The sequence below is a fragment of the Desulfovibrio sp. 3_1_syn3 genome, from assembly GCF_000145315.2.
Classification (GTDB): Bacteria; Desulfobacterota; Desulfovibrionia; order Desulfovibrionales; family Desulfovibrionaceae; genus Desulfovibrio; species Desulfovibrio fairfieldensis.
Genome location: NZ_ADDR02000001.1, coordinates 886,906 through 900,613 on the forward strand (window position 1 = coordinate 886,906; position 13,708 = coordinate 900,613).

At 66.0% G+C, this 13,708-nt stretch carries 13 protein-coding genes; 5 read left to right on the top strand and 8 right to left on the bottom strand.

Features of this window, described 5'->3' with window-relative positions:
• Positions 1 to 43 precede the first annotated feature (43 nt).
• From HMPREF0326_RS15475 to HMPREF0326_RS03835, 3 genes are read right to left on the bottom strand one after another with little or no spacing between them, the layout of a single operon-like run.
• On the bottom strand, positions 44 to 703 hold the full coding sequence (locus tag HMPREF0326_RS15475; RefSeq protein ID WP_020990223.1) for a YkgJ family cysteine cluster protein: 660 nt from the start codon (positions 701 to 703) through the stop codon (positions 44 to 46).
• A gap of 16 nt (positions 704 to 719) precedes the next feature.
• Positions 720 to 1,163 carry a winged helix-turn-helix domain-containing protein gene (locus HMPREF0326_RS03830; RefSeq protein ID WP_020990224.1) on the bottom strand — a complete coding sequence of 148 codons (444 nt, stop codon included), beginning with the start codon at positions 1,161 to 1,163 and terminating at the stop codon, positions 720 to 722.
• A gap of 55 nt (positions 1,164 to 1,218) precedes the next feature.
• Positions 1,219 to 2,502, bottom strand: a complete 1,284-nt coding sequence (locus HMPREF0326_RS03835) for an RsmB/NOP family class I SAM-dependent RNA methyltransferase (RefSeq protein WP_020990225.1) — start codon at positions 2,500 to 2,502, stop codon at positions 1,219 to 1,221.
• A 506-nt stretch (positions 2,503 to 3,008) separates the two neighbouring features.
• Here HMPREF0326_RS03835 and HMPREF0326_RS03840 point away from each other — a divergent pair.
• The 3 genes from HMPREF0326_RS03840 (at position 3,009) to purE (ending at position 6,629) form a co-directional block, all read left to right on the top strand.
• Positions 3,009 to 4,694 (top strand): FG-GAP repeat domain-containing protein, encoded by a 1,686-nt coding sequence (locus HMPREF0326_RS03840; RefSeq protein ID WP_008683034.1) that lies wholly within the window; start codon positions 3,009 to 3,011, stop codon positions 4,692 to 4,694.
• 87 nt (positions 4,695 to 4,781) lie between these two features.
• A complete protein-coding gene (purD, locus tag HMPREF0326_RS03845; RefSeq protein WP_008683035.1) occupies positions 4,782 to 6,077 on the top strand; it encodes a phosphoribosylamine--glycine ligase in 1,296 nt (431 codons plus the stop codon).
• Between the two features lie 54 nt (positions 6,078 to 6,131).
• Entirely contained in the window at positions 6,132 to 6,629 is a 498-nt protein-coding gene (gene purE / locus HMPREF0326_RS03850) for a 5-(carboxyamino)imidazole ribonucleotide mutase (protein WP_008683036.1), read from the top strand.
• Positions 6,630 to 6,760: 131 nt separating this feature from the next.
• Here purE and HMPREF0326_RS03855 read toward each other — a convergent pair whose 3' ends face one another.
• Positions 6,761 to 7,063 (bottom strand): hypothetical protein, encoded by a 303-nt coding sequence (locus tag HMPREF0326_RS03855; RefSeq protein WP_008683037.1) that lies wholly within the window; start codon positions 7,061 to 7,063, stop codon positions 6,761 to 6,763.
• A gap of 144 nt (positions 7,064 to 7,207) precedes the next feature.
• Between HMPREF0326_RS03855 and mutL the strand changes: the two genes are divergently transcribed.
• Positions 7,208 to 9,235, top strand: coding sequence for a DNA mismatch repair endonuclease MutL (gene mutL / locus HMPREF0326_RS03860; RefSeq protein WP_008683038.1), 2,028 nt, complete (start codon positions 7,208 to 7,210; stop codon positions 9,233 to 9,235).
• Between the two features lie 117 nt (positions 9,236 to 9,352).
• On the opposite strand, the gene HMPREF0326_RS03865 is transcribed toward mutL, so the two are convergent.
• Genes HMPREF0326_RS03865 through HMPREF0326_RS03875 form a run of 3 tightly spaced genes read right to left on the bottom strand, consistent with a single transcriptional unit; the run spans position 9,353 to position 11,634 of the window.
• Complete coding sequence (locus HMPREF0326_RS03865) at positions 9,353 to 9,694, bottom strand: hypothetical protein (protein WP_035072774.1); 342 nt, start codon at positions 9,692 to 9,694, stop codon at positions 9,353 to 9,355.
• Entirely contained in the window at positions 9,694 to 11,025 is a 1,332-nt protein-coding gene (locus HMPREF0326_RS03870) for a translation initiation factor IF-2 (RefSeq protein ID WP_232224907.1), read from the bottom strand. Before HMPREF0326_RS03870 ends, HMPREF0326_RS03865 begins: the two co-directional genes overlap by 1 nt.
• A gap of 6 nt (positions 11,026 to 11,031) precedes the next feature.
• Positions 11,032 to 11,634: a hypothetical protein gene (locus HMPREF0326_RS03875; RefSeq protein WP_008683041.1), complete on the bottom strand. Its 603-nt coding sequence runs from the start codon at positions 11,632 to 11,634 to the stop codon at positions 11,032 to 11,034.
• A 261-nt stretch (positions 11,635 to 11,895) separates the two neighbouring features.
• Here HMPREF0326_RS03875 and serS point away from each other — a divergent pair, with 261 nt between their 5' ends.
• Positions 11,896 to 13,167: a serine--tRNA ligase gene (serS, locus tag HMPREF0326_RS03880; RefSeq protein WP_008683042.1), complete on the top strand. Its 1,272-nt coding sequence runs from the start codon at positions 11,896 to 11,898 to the stop codon at positions 13,165 to 13,167.
• Between the two features lie 249 nt (positions 13,168 to 13,416).
• Here the strand turns inward: serS and HMPREF0326_RS03885 are convergent, their stop codons facing one another.
• On the bottom strand, positions 13,417 to 13,707 hold the full coding sequence (locus HMPREF0326_RS03885) for a putative quinol monooxygenase (RefSeq protein ID WP_008683043.1): 291 nt from the start codon (positions 13,705 to 13,707) through the stop codon (positions 13,417 to 13,419).
• Position 13,708 lies beyond the last annotated feature (1 nt).

Genomic DNA, 13,708 nt, shown 5'->3' on the forward strand with positions numbered 1-13,708 from the left:
CTTCGCGGGAAAAGGGCACAAAGACCATTACGCAGTGTTTCCTTTAAGCCACGCCGTCCTCTTGGGCAAGCTCTTTTCCCCAGGGCAGGGCCTGGATAACGGTGGTCACGGAGCGGAAGAAACGCCGGGCCGCCGCCGGGTCTGAAGACCGGGGCGGCAGCGGGCATCCGGGTCGGCGGGCGTACCAGGGCAGGGTGCGCAGCAGGGCGGCTGCCAGCAGGCCCGGGTCGGGCAGCAGCAGATCGGCGGGGCGGCTGGATGCGGCGTCCTCGCCGGGGGCGCAGGGCCTGTCCAGCACCAGATAGCGGCGGCAGGCCAGGGGGCGCACGACATAGGCCGCGCAACGGCCGTCAAGCAGCAGGGGGCAGTTGCGCCGCAACGGCGGCAGAGCCAGGGCCGCGGCATGGTTTCGGGCCAGGGTCGCGCGTTCTTCGGGCCTGAGCCGCAGATGCGCGTAGCGTGTCAGCAGCAGGGCTTCCAGCGGCGTGAGCGGGATGGGCTGGCAACAGCAGGCCGCGCAACCCGCCCCGCAGGCGGGCGCGCGTCCGGCCTGGCGCGCCCGCGCCAGAGCCTCGGCCACGCTCAGGTCCACCAGGGCGCAGGCCTCCAGAGCCAGGTCCGCGCCGGGCAGGGATTTTTCCAGCAGGGAGTCCCGGTGGCGGAAGCGGGCGGCTTCGGGCCGCCAGCGCAGCATGCTTTCCATGCGCGTCCCGCCCGCGTCAATCCCGCAATGCGGACGCGCCGGAGGGAGCGTCGTCGCGGGCGTCAGCGTCCGCCTCGGCCGGGGCGTCCGCTTCCAGGGCGATATTGTGCAATTGCGGCGCGTGCGCCAGGGCGAAACGGCGCACCTCGTCCTCCCAGAGGCGGAAGGCCGCGACCAGTTCCTCGCCCGCGGGCGTGAGGCTGTAGCCGCCACGCCGGTTGTCGCCGCTTTCCACCAGGGGGCGGCCCAGGGCTTCCTCCATTTTCTTCAACCTGCCCCAGGCCAGGCGGTAAGACATGCCCATGCTTTCGGCGGCTTTTTTCAGCGAGCCCAGTTCGGCCATGCGGCGCAAAAGCTCCACCCGGCCCTGGCCCAGCAGTTCCTGGCCCGCCGTGCCGCTGTTTTTGCCGTCGGCGCGGGTCAGCCAGATTTTCAGGTGCATGCGCGCGTTCACGGGCATGGCGGCCTCCTTGCCTGCTTCAGGGAAATGAGAACAACTTCAAACGGAATCCGCTCTACTTGAACACGGCCACGGCCCGGCCCTGTTTGAGCGCGATCCGCCCCAGGGGCAGATCGCGCCACCAGAGTCCGGCCTCACGGCCCGCCAGGCCGGTTTGGCGGCTCTGGCCCGAAAGCAGGGCCGCCAGGTCCGCAAGGTCGTCCAGCACCAGGGCCGTGTCCGGTCCGGGCGGCTTGGGCAGCAGGCAGCGCAGGCGCGGGGCCGGGCTCAGACGGCCGCCGGTCAGACGGCCCAGCAAGGCTCCCTGCCAGATGCATTCCGGCGGCAGCAGACCGGCCGCCTGTGCGGGAATAAAACGCACATGCTCGCCGTAAAGCGCGGCGTGGCCCTGCGGCAGCAGAGCCGGGTCGCAGCAGGGCCCGGCCAGGCATTCCGGCGGCAGGGTCCGGCCCGCTTCGCGCCGCGCGCCGCGTTTTTCCGGGGCGGACGCGAGCGACACGGGGGGCGTGCCCGCGCTGCTCGCCGTCTTGCGCAACAGGGCCAGGTAAAATCCCTGGGCCCGCGATTTTTCGCCGTCCACCCGCAGCGTGCCCGCGCCGTCGGGGCGTTCTTCCCAGGCAAAGCCGGGAAACGGCGGCAGCGTTTCGCGCACAAGGCCCAGCTCTTCTTCGGCGAAACAGACCTGGGCCTCGTTTTCCGCCTCGTTGGTGGTGCAGGTGGAGTAGACCAGCCGTCCGCCCGGCGCGAGCAGGGATGCGGCGTGCCGCAGCAGACGTCGTTGCAGGCCGATGAGGCTGTTCAGTTTGTCTCCCTGCCAGAGCTTGAGCACGCGGGGATGTTTTTCCGCCGTGCCCCAGCCGGAGCAGGGCGGGTCCAGCTGGATGGCGTTCCAGGAAGCCGGGACCAGGGGCAGGTTTTCGCCGCCGTAGGAGCAGGTGGCGGCCTGGAGCAGATTGCACTGGTGCAGATTGGCCCGCAGGGTGCCCAGGCGGGCGGGCGCGGGCTCGTTGGCCAGCACAAAGCCCGTGGGGCCGGTCAACTGGGCCAGAAAGCCGCTTTTGCTGCCCGGGCTGGCGCAGACGTCCAGCACGGCTTCCCCCGTCCGGGGGGCCAGCGCCAGGGGCGGCAGCATGGAGGAGCGGTCCTGGATGTAGATATACCCGAAAAAGGCCGCCAGGGAACCGCCCAGAGGCCGGGGCTCGCGGCAGAGGCGGCGGCAGAGCGGGGAAAAGGGCTCGGGTTCGAATTCGTAGCCTTGGGCGCGCAACAGGGCTTCCACCAGGGGGATGTGCCGGGTTTCGCAGACCAGACGGAAGGAGCGGGAGTGCTGTTTGGGCATGACGCGCCCAGTATAGGGCAGATCAGGGGCAAAGTCAGCCGGATTCAGGCCCCCGCTTGCGGAGGCCGTTCAGAGCAATCGAATGGAGAGAACGGGAAAGGAAATGCTTTTGCCTCAGCCTTCCTGTAACTTTGCGGTTATGCTACAGAATCCGTCTTTTCCGCGCGGGCGGCGTTACCGATGCTTTTTTGATGCTCACATACGCAAGCATGTTCCGCTCAAAAAAGCATCGCTGCCTTGCCCGCACGAAAAAATCGCCAATTTTGCAAAATTCCCGCAAACCAGTCCCCCGCTCACTTGCCGACTGTGTCGGCTGCGTTCGCGGGTCTAAGGAAGAAGGCGCACGTATGGAATCAAATGCATATCCAGAGAGGAAGCATTCTTTCGATTGCCTTGGGAGGCCGCCGCTTTCATATTGCGCGGCGGGCCAAGTCTGCGTATACTGCGACGATATGGCGGGGCTGGAGCTTTGCCGCGCCTCCGAAAAAGACTCCAAGGAGTACGGGATGAAATTTGCCATGCGATTGTCCTTGACGGCCTGCCTGCTGACGCTCGCGCTGGGCCTGGCCCAGGCCGCCCAGGCCGCGCCGAAGAGCTTTGTGCTGCTGCCCTTTACGGTCAATGCGCCGCAGAGCTATGCCTACCTGTCCAAGGCCGTGCCGGCCACAATGCAGGCGCGGCTCAACCGCCCCGGCGTGCTGGAAGGGCGCAGCGCGCAGACCAAGGCCGCTTCCGCCGCCGAGGCCCGCAAGGCCCTGAGCGCCGCGGGCGCGGATTACGCGGTCTGGGGCTCGGTGAGCGTCATGGGCAATGAGTGCACCATTGACGTCCACAGCGTGGACAAGGTGGGCAAGACCTGGAGCAAAACAGCGCAGGGGCCGTTGAGCGGCCTCACCGCCACAGTACAGCAACTGAGCTCCGCCATGGGCAGCGAGGCCTTCGGCGTGTCCGTGGCGGGTCGGCCCGGCTATGTGGCTCCGTCCGGCAAGGGCGAGCCGGTCAATCAGATGAATTCGGACATCGTGGTCAATGAGACGGGCCAGCAGCGGGTTTATCTGAACCCGCAGTTCCGTTACCAGGGGTCCGGGGCCAACGACGGCTCGCGCCTGCGCAGCCAGCGCATGAAGGACAATATGGTGGATATGGCCGTGGGCGATTTCAACGGCGACGGCAAAAACGAAATCGCGGTGCTCGGCGACCACAAGCTGACCATCTACATCTGGGAGCCCGACGGTCGGCTCAAGCAACTGGGCGAAACCGTCATTTCCCAGTCCAATCTCAATTTTTCCATGCGGGCCATCGACCTTAACCGCGACGGGGCCAAGGAACTGGTCATCGCCACCTTTGAGGAAGACAGCAACCGCCCCTACTCCTATTTCTATTCCTTCAAGGGCAACAAGCTGACCCAGTATGCCGACCGCATCCCCTACTTCGCCAGCGTGATCAAGACCCCGCCCCATTTCATGCCCACCCTGGTGGGCCAGGGCTGGGATTCGCTCAAGCTCTTCTCTCCCGGCGTGCACGTGATGGTCAAGAGCGGCAACAAGTTCTCCCTGGGCGCGCGCCTGGATCTGCCCGCCGGCGCCACGGTGTTCAACGTGGCCTGGCTGCCCGGCGGCAAGGACGGCAAGGGCGACCAGCTGGTCATGCTCACGGACGACGAGCGCATCAAGGTCTTCCAGGGCAACGGCAACACCCTGATCCACACCACTATGGAGCGCTTTTCCGGCTCCGCCACGGGCATGGACCACTACAAGGGCATGCCCGGCCTGGGCATCGACCGCAACTACCAGCTGCCCAGCAAATACTACGCGCCCATGCGCATGATCGCGGCGGACCTGGGCCGTACCGGCGAATACGTGCTGCTGCTGAACAAGCCCATTTCCACGGCTTCCCAGCTCTTTGACCGCTATCGCTTCTTCCCCCAGGGCGAAATCCACGCCCTGTACTGGGACGGCGTGGGCCTGGGCCTGAAGTGGAAGACCCGGCGCATCCGGGGTTCCGTGGCTGAAATCGACCTGGCCGACGTGAACAACGACGGCATCCTGGATCTGGTGGTGGGCCTGAACACCTCGCCGGATCTGGGCATCGGCAGCCGTCAGAGCATGATCACCGCCTACCCGCTGGACGTGTCCCAGACCGACCCCAACGTGCCTGCGGATCTCAGCGACTTTGAAGTGAACCCCAACTAACGTGCGGCAATCCGGCCCCCTGCCCGCCGGGCGGGGGGCCGTTTTTTATCCCTTTATTCTCTCCATTATCAGCCAAAGGAGGCCAAGGTGCGCATCCTTGTGATCGGTTCCGGCGGGCGCGAGCATGCCCTGGTCTGGAAATTTCGCCAGAGCCCGAGGGTCAGTGAAATTTTTGTGGCTCCCGGCAACGGAGGCACCAGCGGCGCGGGCGCGATCAATGTGCCGGTGGCCGCCGACGATCTGGACGCACTGGTGGATCTGGCCCGCCGGGAAAAGATCGATCTGGTGGTGCCCGGCCCCGAACTGCCGCTGACCCTGGGCATTGTGGACCGCATGCGCGAGGCGGGCATCGCCTGTTTCGGTCCGGACGCCTATTGCGCGAGGCTCGAGGGCAGCAAGGCCTTTGCCAAGGAGATCATGGACCGGGCACAGGTGCCCACGGCCCGCTGCGCGGTGTTCAGCGATCCGGAAATCGCCAAAAACCATGTGGTCAAAGTGGGCGCGCCCCTGGTGATCAAGGCCGACGGCCTGGCCGCCGGCAAGGGCGTGGTGGTGGCCCGCGATTCGCAGGAAGCCCTGCAGGCTGTGAGCGACATCATGGAAGCCAGGGCCTTCGGAGCGTCGGGCGACCGCGTGGTGCTGGAGGAATGCCTGGTGGGCGAGGAAGCCTCCTTCCTCTGTTTCTGCGACGGCGAGCGGGCCGTGCCCCTGCCCTCCGCCCAGGACCACAAAGCCGCCTGGAACAATGACCAGGGCCCCAATACCGGCGGCATGGGGGCGTACAGTCCCGCGCCGGTACTGCCCGACGACCGGCTGGAGGAAATGGCCGATCTGACCATCCGGCCCATTCTCAGGGAGCTGGCCAAGGACGGCCATCCCTTTGTGGGCGTGCTCTACGCGGGCCTGATGCTCACCGCCGACGGGCCCAAGGTGCTGGAGTATAACGTCCGCTTCGGCGATCCCGAGTGCCAGCCCCTGCTGGCGCGACTGGAGGGCGATCTGGCCCAGGTCATGCTGGACTGCGTCAACGGCGGACTGGACCCGGCCAGCCTCGGTTACAGCTCGCAGACCGCTCTGGGCGTGGTGCTCACCGCCAAAGGCTACCCGCGCGCCTACCCCAAGGGCTTGGTCATCAAGGGCATTGAGGAGGCTGAGGCCCTGCCGGGCGTCAAGGTTTTCCACAGCGGCACGGCCGTCAAGGATCAGGTGCTGATTTCCAGCGGCGGGCGCGTGCTCTGCGTCACGGCTCTGGGCCACGATCTGCCCGCGGCCCAGAAGGCCGCCTATGCGGCCCTGGAAAAGATCCAGATGCCGGAGGGCTTTTACCGCACGGACATCGGCGACAAGGGAATCCGCCGCCTGGAAAGCGAAAAAGACCGCTGAGATTCAGGCCGCTTTCCCCGGTGGCGCAATGTCTGAAGCAAACAGGATGGTATCATGGCGCATGTTGTTATTTTGATGGGGTCCAAGTCCGACGAGGAAAAAGTCAGCCCCTGCGTGGACGTGCTGAAAAGCCTGGGCATTGACTATGTGTTTACCGTGAGTTCGGCCCACCGGACGCCGGAGCGCACCGAAGCCCTGGTACGCGACGAGGAAGCCAAAGGCGCGCGGGTCTTTATCTGCGCCGCGGGCATGGCCGCGCACCTGGCCGGGGCCGTGGCCGCGCGCACCAGCAGGCCGGTGATCGGCATCCCGGTGTCCGGCGGCAGCCTGGCCGGCATGGACGCGCTTTTCTCCACCGTGCAGATGCCTCCCGGCTTCCCGGTGGCTACGGTGGCCCTGGACAAGGCCGGGGCGCGCAACGCGGCCTGGCTGGCCGCCCAGATCCTGGCCGTGGCTGATCCCGCGCTGCATGGAAAAATCGAGGCGGCACGCGCGAAAATGCGCGCCGACGTGGAAAAGGCAGGGGAAGAGATCAGTAAAAAATACGCTTAGCCCGTCAGAGCTCCTCCGCAAAAGGCAATGCGTCTGCACCGCAAAAGGCCGCCGGAATTTCGGCGGCCTTTTGCGGTGGCGGCAACGGGCGTGTCTGGAACAGATTAGGGCAATTTCAAAGTGAAACCACTCTAGGCCGTGCCGTAATACGGGGGACGGCGCGTTTCCGATCCGGCGCTGACCCGGAAAATCTGGACCGTGTACTGGCCCTTGCTGCCGCACATGGGGCAGCCGTCCGTGACCAGCAGACAGGAGGCATCCAGTTCCAGAGGGTCGATGCCCGCCTGTTCCAGAATGCGGCTGGCCCGGCCCTGTTCCCACATGACGGGCGAGCCGCAGCGGCCGCATTCCACATAGAGGAGTTCGGGGTCGTAGCCCTTGAGGGCCAATGGTCCGGGCGCGGAAGTTGTGATGGCTGTGGTCGTATTGTGCATATTTTTCTCCCGGCAGGCGGCGCGCGCCGGGGGGCGCATGGCTTGGCGCAGTTTTTGCCTGCCTCTCTCAAAATAAGCACGACGCGCCGCAAGGCAAGGGCGCGGGCGCTTGCCTTGCGGGAGTGAGCCGACTACACTGGTTCCATGCCTGAAAAAATGCGTCATATCCGTTTATTACCGCCTGAGTTGCGCAATCAGATCGCGGCCGGTGAAGTGGTGGAACGCCCGGCCAGCGTGCTCAAAGAACTGGTGGAAAACAGTCTGGACGCCGGGGCCGCGCGTATCGACGTGCGCCTGGATAACGGCGGGCAGGCCCTGATCCGCGTGCAGGACGACGGCTGCGGCATTCCCGCCGATGAGCTGGAGCTTTCCGTCACGCGTCATGCCACCAGCAAGATCGCCAGCATGGATGACCTGGAGCGCATCCGCTCCTACGGCTTTCGGGGCGAGGCCCTGCCGAGCATCGCTTCGGTCTCGCGTTTCCGCATTGTGTCCGCCTGGCAGGGGCCGGACAACCAAAGCGCGGCCCATTGCGTGGAAGTGGAGCACGGCCGCCTTCTGGCGTCAAGCCCGGCGGCGCTGCACAAGGGCACCATCGTGGAGGTGCGCGATCTTTTTTCCAATATACCCGCCCGCCTTAAATTTTTAAAGACCCCGGCCACGGAGTTCAAACGCGCCCAGGACTGGCTGGCGCGGCTGGCCCTGGCCCGGGCGGAAGTGGGCTTCAGTCTGCATTCCGGCGATCGCGAGGCTCTGCACTTTCTGCCCGGCCAGACCTTGCGCGACCGCCTGGCCCTGCTCTGGCCCCGCCTGATCGTGGAGGCTCTGCGTCCCTTTGAGGGGGAGCGCCACGGCATCCGCGTGCACGGCCTGGCGGCCCTGCCCACGGTGAGCCAGCCGCGCGGGGACCGCATCCTGCTCTTTGTCAACAACCGTTCGGTGTTGGACAAACGTCTGCTGGCAGCCGTGCGCGAGGCTTACAAAGGCCGTCTGACCAGCCGCGACTATCCGCAGGTGGCGCTTTTTGTGGATATGGACCCGTGCGAGGTGGACGTCAACGTGCATCCGGCCAAGTCCGAAGTGCGCTTCCGGGATGAATCGGCGGTCTTTTCCGCCTGCCTGCACGCGGTGCAAGGCGCCCTGGTCACGTCGTTCACGGCGGCTCTGGAGGGCGAAGCCCCGGACGCGGCTGCCCCGGACCTTTTTACGGAAGGACCGTCCAGTGGGCAGCCCGGCGGACTGTTTCCCGCGCGGGAGAATCCGGCCGGAACGGCATCGGCTTCTGAAGCGGCCGCGCCCCGGCCGCAGGGATTCTGGGGCCGTCTGGATGATCCGCCGCTGCTGGCCCGCCCGGAAACGTCTTCCGTCCCGGATGCTCCGGAGGAAGACTGGCGGGTGAGCGTGCCCCCTGGCCGGAGTGCGGCCCCGCGCATCTTCGCGCCCGTGGAGGAAGACGCCGCGCCCTACGGGCCGCCCGCTGAGCACTCTTTTCCGCCGGAGTGCGCGGGTGCGTCCGCCTCCATGCCGGACGCGGCCTGGTCCGGCCTTGTTCCGGAACCGGCTGTCGCGTCCGATGCCTCATTTGCTGCCGCGCCGGAGCCGCGGGAGCGCGAACCGTTGCGGGTGGGCCCGCTGTCCTATCTGGGACAAGTGGCCGACACCTATCTGATTTTGCGCGACGCCGAAGGCGCGCTGCTTTTGCTGGACCAGCACGCGGCCCATGAGCGGGTGCTTTACACGCGGCTGCGCCGGGGCGGTTTCGCGGGCACGGGCCAATGCCTGGCCCTGCCCTTGGAGCTGGGTCTGCATCCGGCGGAGCTGGAACGCTTTCAGCAGTTGCGCGAGCGTCTGGAAAGTCTGGGTTTCGCCCTGGAATGCGCGGACGGGACGCTGCTGGTGCGGGCCATGCCGCCCGTGCTCTCGCGCGCCGAGGCCCGCGATTTCCTGCGCGAGGCCCTGTCCGGGCGCAAGGACGATCTGGCGGGCATGTTCATTTCCATGTCCTGCAAGGGGGCCATCAAGGCCGGGCAGCGTCTGACGGACGATGAGGCCGCCGGTCTGCTGCGCCAGTGGCTGGCTGTGCCGGAGCGCGAATACTGCCCGCACGGCCGCCCCTGCGTGCTGCGCTGGGATGCCGCCGCCCTGGAAAAATTTTTCAAGCGCCGCCAGTAGGGCATTTTAGAGCAGATCCGCTTTGAAGTGGCCCCGCCGTGGATTCAGGCTCTGGCGTCCGCTCATGCGGCCGCCAGGGCATTTCAACATTTTCAAAGTTGAAATGCTCTAAATGAATCAGTGCCCGGAATAGTCCAGCACGTTGTTCAGCGGCGCGGAACTGCTGCGGATCCGCCCTTGGTCGAACAGGTGGCGGGTGAGCCGCCAGTTTTCCAGATCCAGCACGTCCAACTTGCCCTGGTGTTCCGGCCGCAAATGCCGGGCCAGGGCCGCCAGCACCTCGTCCACGGGAAAATAGACGCCCTCAAAGGAGACGCGGGCCATATCCCCTTCGCGGCACAGCACGGGCTCGTCCGCGTCGTCGGCCAGGGCGTCGGCGCAGGCCGCGTCCAGGTCGGTGTAAAATGCGTCCGAAATGGGATAGACATGGCCGTAGACCTTGAGCAGGGGCTCGCGCATCACGAGGCGGGTTCTCCTTCCGGCCGGTCCGGCATATCCGAGTTCATCGGGCTCCCCTGCGCGGGCTCGGGCGCCTGTTTTTTCGTGTTTTCCGGAATCTGTCCGGCGGGCGCGGCAAGAAAGGACGGCGGCAGGCTGGCAGGACCGGATTCCGGCGCGGCCGCTGCACGGGTCCGGCAATACTTCTGCGCGCGGGCCACGGCCAGGCCCTCGCAGTCACCCAGGGCGCAGGCCGCCGAAAAGTCAGCGCACATGCCCGGATAGTTGCGGCGCAGCATGCGCACCGCGCCGCGCGCCCGCAAGCGCCGGGCTTGCTCCGCGCCTTGGGGCGCGGAGGGGGTGCGGGTATGCAGAGCCGCGTTCAGATCGTCCTCGGCCAGGGCCAGCTGTTGCAGGCGCCAGTGGGCCAGTGCGCGGATATAGCGCGCCCGCCCGCTGATCAGGTTCGAGCCGGGTGCCAGGCGCAGGGCCTCGGTACAGGATTCAATGCTTTGCTGGGGCAGGTTGCGCTGCAATTGGGCCTCGGCCAGCAGCAGCCGCACCGTGGGGCTGCGCGGGGCCTCTCTGGTCGCCCGTTCCAGCGTGCTCAGGGCTTCGGCCCCGGTCAGCCAGCCTTCGGGCGTGAGGTCCAGGGCGGCCTGGGCCAGCCAGAGGCCGTTCAGGCGCGCGCTCATGCGTTGCCAGTCGCGGGCCTGCCAGAAATCCCGTTCCACTTCCGGCGTTTTCACGCCGGGGGTTGCGGGCTGCAACGCCGCCGTACCGCCGGGCCAGTGACGGTCCATGATTTCCAGCGTGTCCCTGGTTTCGCTGATGAGCGTGTGGCGCAGGGCCAGCAGTTCGGGATTGCGCAGGGCCAGGATCAGTTCTGTTCCGGCCTGGGACCGGGGCGTCAGGCTGAGCGCCACGTGCAGGGGGGAATCTTCAGCGGTGTCAGGGGCCTTTGCGGCATTGGGAGCGTCGGCAAGGGGCGGCGCGGCGCCCCGGTATAATTGCGCGGCCAGAGCCAGGCGCTCCGCCGGAGCTACCGCGCCCATGCGGATTTCCCGCCGCTGGGGAAAGGCGATTACGGCCCGGTGCAGGGCCGCAAGCCAAGCCGAGGCCCGGGCGTGCGCCCAAGCCGCTTCGCGCGTCACCGGCGGGGTGACGGCGCGCATTTCCACCTCGGTAATCGGCCTCAACTCCAGCGCGGGTGCTTGTGCCGACGCGGAAGGCATATCCCCGGCATCCTCCGGAGTGGTGGGAACACGCCCGGATTCAGCCCGCGCGGGCCCGGCCCACGCCAGAAACAGCAGCAACGCAAGGCCCGCAAGCCCGAAACGCGGGACCGTCATGGCCGGTTATTTTTTGGCCTGGATGGTCTGGACAATCTTCTGGGCCATGGGCTTCACGAGATCCCGCAGCGTTTCCAGCATCAGGTTTTCCGCCGCCGCGCCCGAGGGCAGGCCGGTGCGGCTCTGGCTGGAAGAGAGAGACTCGCGCAGCAGGCGGCCCTGGCGGTTGGCCAGCACGTAATTGACCCGCAGACTGGTGGCGAGATCCGTGGCCGAGGTTTCGCGCAGCCATGCCTCGTCCACCTGGCCGGTGACCAGATAGTCGGGATTGCCGCTGCGGGCCTGACCCACGTTGAGAGCAAAGGTAACCTGCATGCCGTTGCGGGCCAGCTCGTCGGCCAGGGCGCGGCTGATCCACTGGGCCACGTCGTCGCTGGTCACAAAGGCGCTGTTGTCGCGGCGCACGCCCAGAGCGGACTGGTCCGTGCGTTTGTCGGCAAAGGTCACCACGCTGACGCGCGGGGCGTTGGGGGCGGGCAGCACGGAGGCGTCCAGCGGCGGCGGGGGAAGCAGGCGCACGTTGTTGCTCGGTCCGCAGGCCGAGAGCAGCAGGACTGCCAGCAGCGCCGACAGCAGGGCGGCGGGAAAGACACGGCGGGTATGTTTCATGACGGCCTCGCGGAGTTCGAAAAATGTTTCGAAATTTTTATAATATTTTTTAGATATATCCGGAAAACAGCCGTCTTGCAAGGCAATGCTCCCCATGCTACAGGGCTGCTGTCTGATTTCTCGCGCGCCGCGCGTGTTCCGCCGGACTCCCGGCCGGGACGCGGCCTGAAGACGCGGCGCTGGTGCCTCTCTCGGAAATTCATGCTAACAGGCTGACATGCGTGGGGAATTCTCGAATATGTCTGCCCTGCGGGAGCGATTATGATTGATCTCAAACTGGTGCAAAAGCAGCCGGAAGTGCTGGCCAAAGCCTTGGCCGACCGGCATTCGGAACTGGACGTCAATGAATTTTTGGGCCTGGACGCCCGCCGCCGGGCCCTGCTCGCGGAAGTGGAGGCCCTGAAGAGTCAGCGCAACACCGCCTCCGGCCAGGTGGCGGCCCTCAAGCGCGAGGGCAAGGACGCCGGTTCCCTGCTGGCCGAGCTGGGCGGCCTGTCGGACCGCATCAAGGAGCTGGACGGCCAGACCGCCCAGGCCAAGGCCGATGTGGAAGCCTGGCTCATGCGCGTGCCCAACATTCCGGACGCTTCCGTGCCCGTGGGCCGGGACGAGACGGAAAATGTGGAAGTGACCCGCTGGGGCACGCCGCGCCGATTCGACTTTCCGGTGCGGGAGCACGGCGATCTGGGCGTGGCCCTGGGCGGCCTGGATTTCGAGCGCGCCGCGCGCCTCACGGGCAGCCGCTTTGTGGTTTCCCTGAGCTGGGCCGCGCGCCTGGACCGGGCCCTGGTCAACTTTTTTCTGGACCGGCACACCCGGCATGAGGATTATATCGAAGTCTGCCCGCCCTATATGGTCAACCGCGCCACCATGACCGGCACGGGCCAGCTGCCCAAGTTCGAGGAAGATCTCTTCAAGCTGCGCGAGTGGGACTATTACTTGATTCCCACCGCCGAGGTGCCGCTGACCAATCTGCATGCCGGGGAAGTTCTGGATGAAGCCGACCTGCCGCGCGCCTATTGCGCGGCCACGCCCTGCTTCCGCTCCGAGGCGGGCAGCGCGGGCAAGGACACGCGCGGGATCATCCGCATGCACCAGTTCACCAAGGTGGAGATGGTCCGTTTCGCCCATCCGGACGACAGCTTCAACCAGTTGGAGCTGATGTGCGGCCATGCCCGGCATCTGCTGGAATTGTTGGAGCTGCCCTATCGGGTGATCACGCTCTGCACCGGCGACATGGGCTTCGGTTCGGCCAAGACCTATGACGTGGAAGTCTGGCTGCCCGCGCAGAACACCTATCGCGAGATTTCCTCCTGTTCCAACTGCGGGGACTTCCAGGCCCGGCGCGCGGACATCCGCTTCAAGCCCAAGGGCGGCAAGGCGGCCTTTGTTCACACACTCAACGGCTCGGGCCTGCCCACGGGCCGCGCCATCGCCGCCATTCTGGAAAACGGCCAGCAGAGAGACGGCAGCGTGCGTCTGCCGAAAGCGCTTGTGCCGTACATGGATGGGGTGGAGGCCATAGAACCTTAGAGGGTGTCGCCATAAGTGTCTTTTCGGTTATCTGTGCGTTGAAATTCGCCTTTTATTCCGGCGCCAGCCATTCCTAAAGCAAGGCCCGCGGCCAACGGCTGCCGCAAAGACACAGCGCTAAAAGCGCTCTTTCTCCTTGATATAACACGGAAATCCATCTCATGGCGATACCCTTTAGGGCGGACGGGCGGCGTGTATCTTTTCCAAACAGAGAGGGCTCCTTAACGGAGCCCTCTCTGTTTCCGACGCTCAGAAGACCTGTTTCAGTTTGACCACGGCCTTACGGCGCAGCTTGTCCTTCTGGAGTTCCCCGAAGGCCTTGAAGTGCGCGCTGGCGTTGTGTTCGGCAATGGCCTCGGCTGAAGCCCAGGATTCAAGGATAAAAAAACGGCAGGGATTTTCCAGATCCTCTGTCAGGTCGTAGGCCAGATTGCCGGATTCGGCCCGGCTGGCTTCCACCATGGCCCGGAATGCGGGCAGCATGGCTTCCCGGTGCTCGGGCATGACCTCAAGTTCGGCCACAATGCGGATCTCGTTCATG

What these genes read in the sequence shown, in the direction of transcription:
- HMPREF0326_RS15475 (WP_020990223.1), bottom strand. Translation starts at nt 703, where the DNA reads ATGGAAAGCATGCTGCGCTGGCGGCCCGAAGCCGCCCGCTTCCGCCAC.
- HMPREF0326_RS03830 (WP_020990224.1), bottom strand. Translation starts at nt 1,163, where the DNA reads ATGCCCGTGAACGCGCGCATGCACCTGAAAATCTGGCTGACCCGCGCC.
- HMPREF0326_RS03835 (WP_020990225.1), bottom strand. Translation starts at nt 2,502, where the DNA reads ATGCCCAAACAGCACTCCCGCTCCTTCCGTCTGGTCTGCGAAACCCGG.
- HMPREF0326_RS03840 (WP_008683034.1), top strand. Translation starts at nt 3,009, where the DNA reads ATGAAATTTGCCATGCGATTGTCCTTGACGGCCTGCCTGCTGACGCTC.
- purE (WP_008683036.1), top strand. Translation starts at nt 6,132, where the DNA reads ATGGCGCATGTTGTTATTTTGATGGGGTCCAAGTCCGACGAGGAAAAA.
- HMPREF0326_RS03855 (WP_008683037.1), bottom strand. Translation starts at nt 7,063, where the DNA reads ATGCACAATACGACCACAGCCATCACAACTTCCGCGCCCGGACCATTG.
- mutL (WP_008683038.1), top strand. Translation starts at nt 7,208, where the DNA reads ATGCCTGAAAAAATGCGTCATATCCGTTTATTACCGCCTGAGTTGCGC.
- HMPREF0326_RS03865 (WP_035072774.1), bottom strand. Translation starts at nt 9,694, where the DNA reads ATGCGCGAGCCCCTGCTCAAGGTCTACGGCCATGTCTATCCCATTTCG.
- HMPREF0326_RS03870 (WP_232224907.1), bottom strand. Translation starts at nt 11,025, where the DNA reads ATGACGGTCCCGCGTTTCGGGCTTGCGGGCCTTGCGTTGCTGCTGTTT.
- HMPREF0326_RS03875 (WP_008683041.1), bottom strand. Translation starts at nt 11,634, where the DNA reads ATGAAACATACCCGCCGTGTCTTTCCCGCCGCCCTGCTGTCGGCGCTG.
- serS (WP_008683042.1), top strand. Translation starts at nt 11,896, where the DNA reads ATGATTGATCTCAAACTGGTGCAAAAGCAGCCGGAAGTGCTGGCCAAA.
- HMPREF0326_RS03885 (WP_008683043.1), bottom strand. Translation starts at nt 13,707, where the DNA reads ATGAACGAGATCCGCATTGTGGCCGAACTTGAGGTCATGCCCGAGCAC.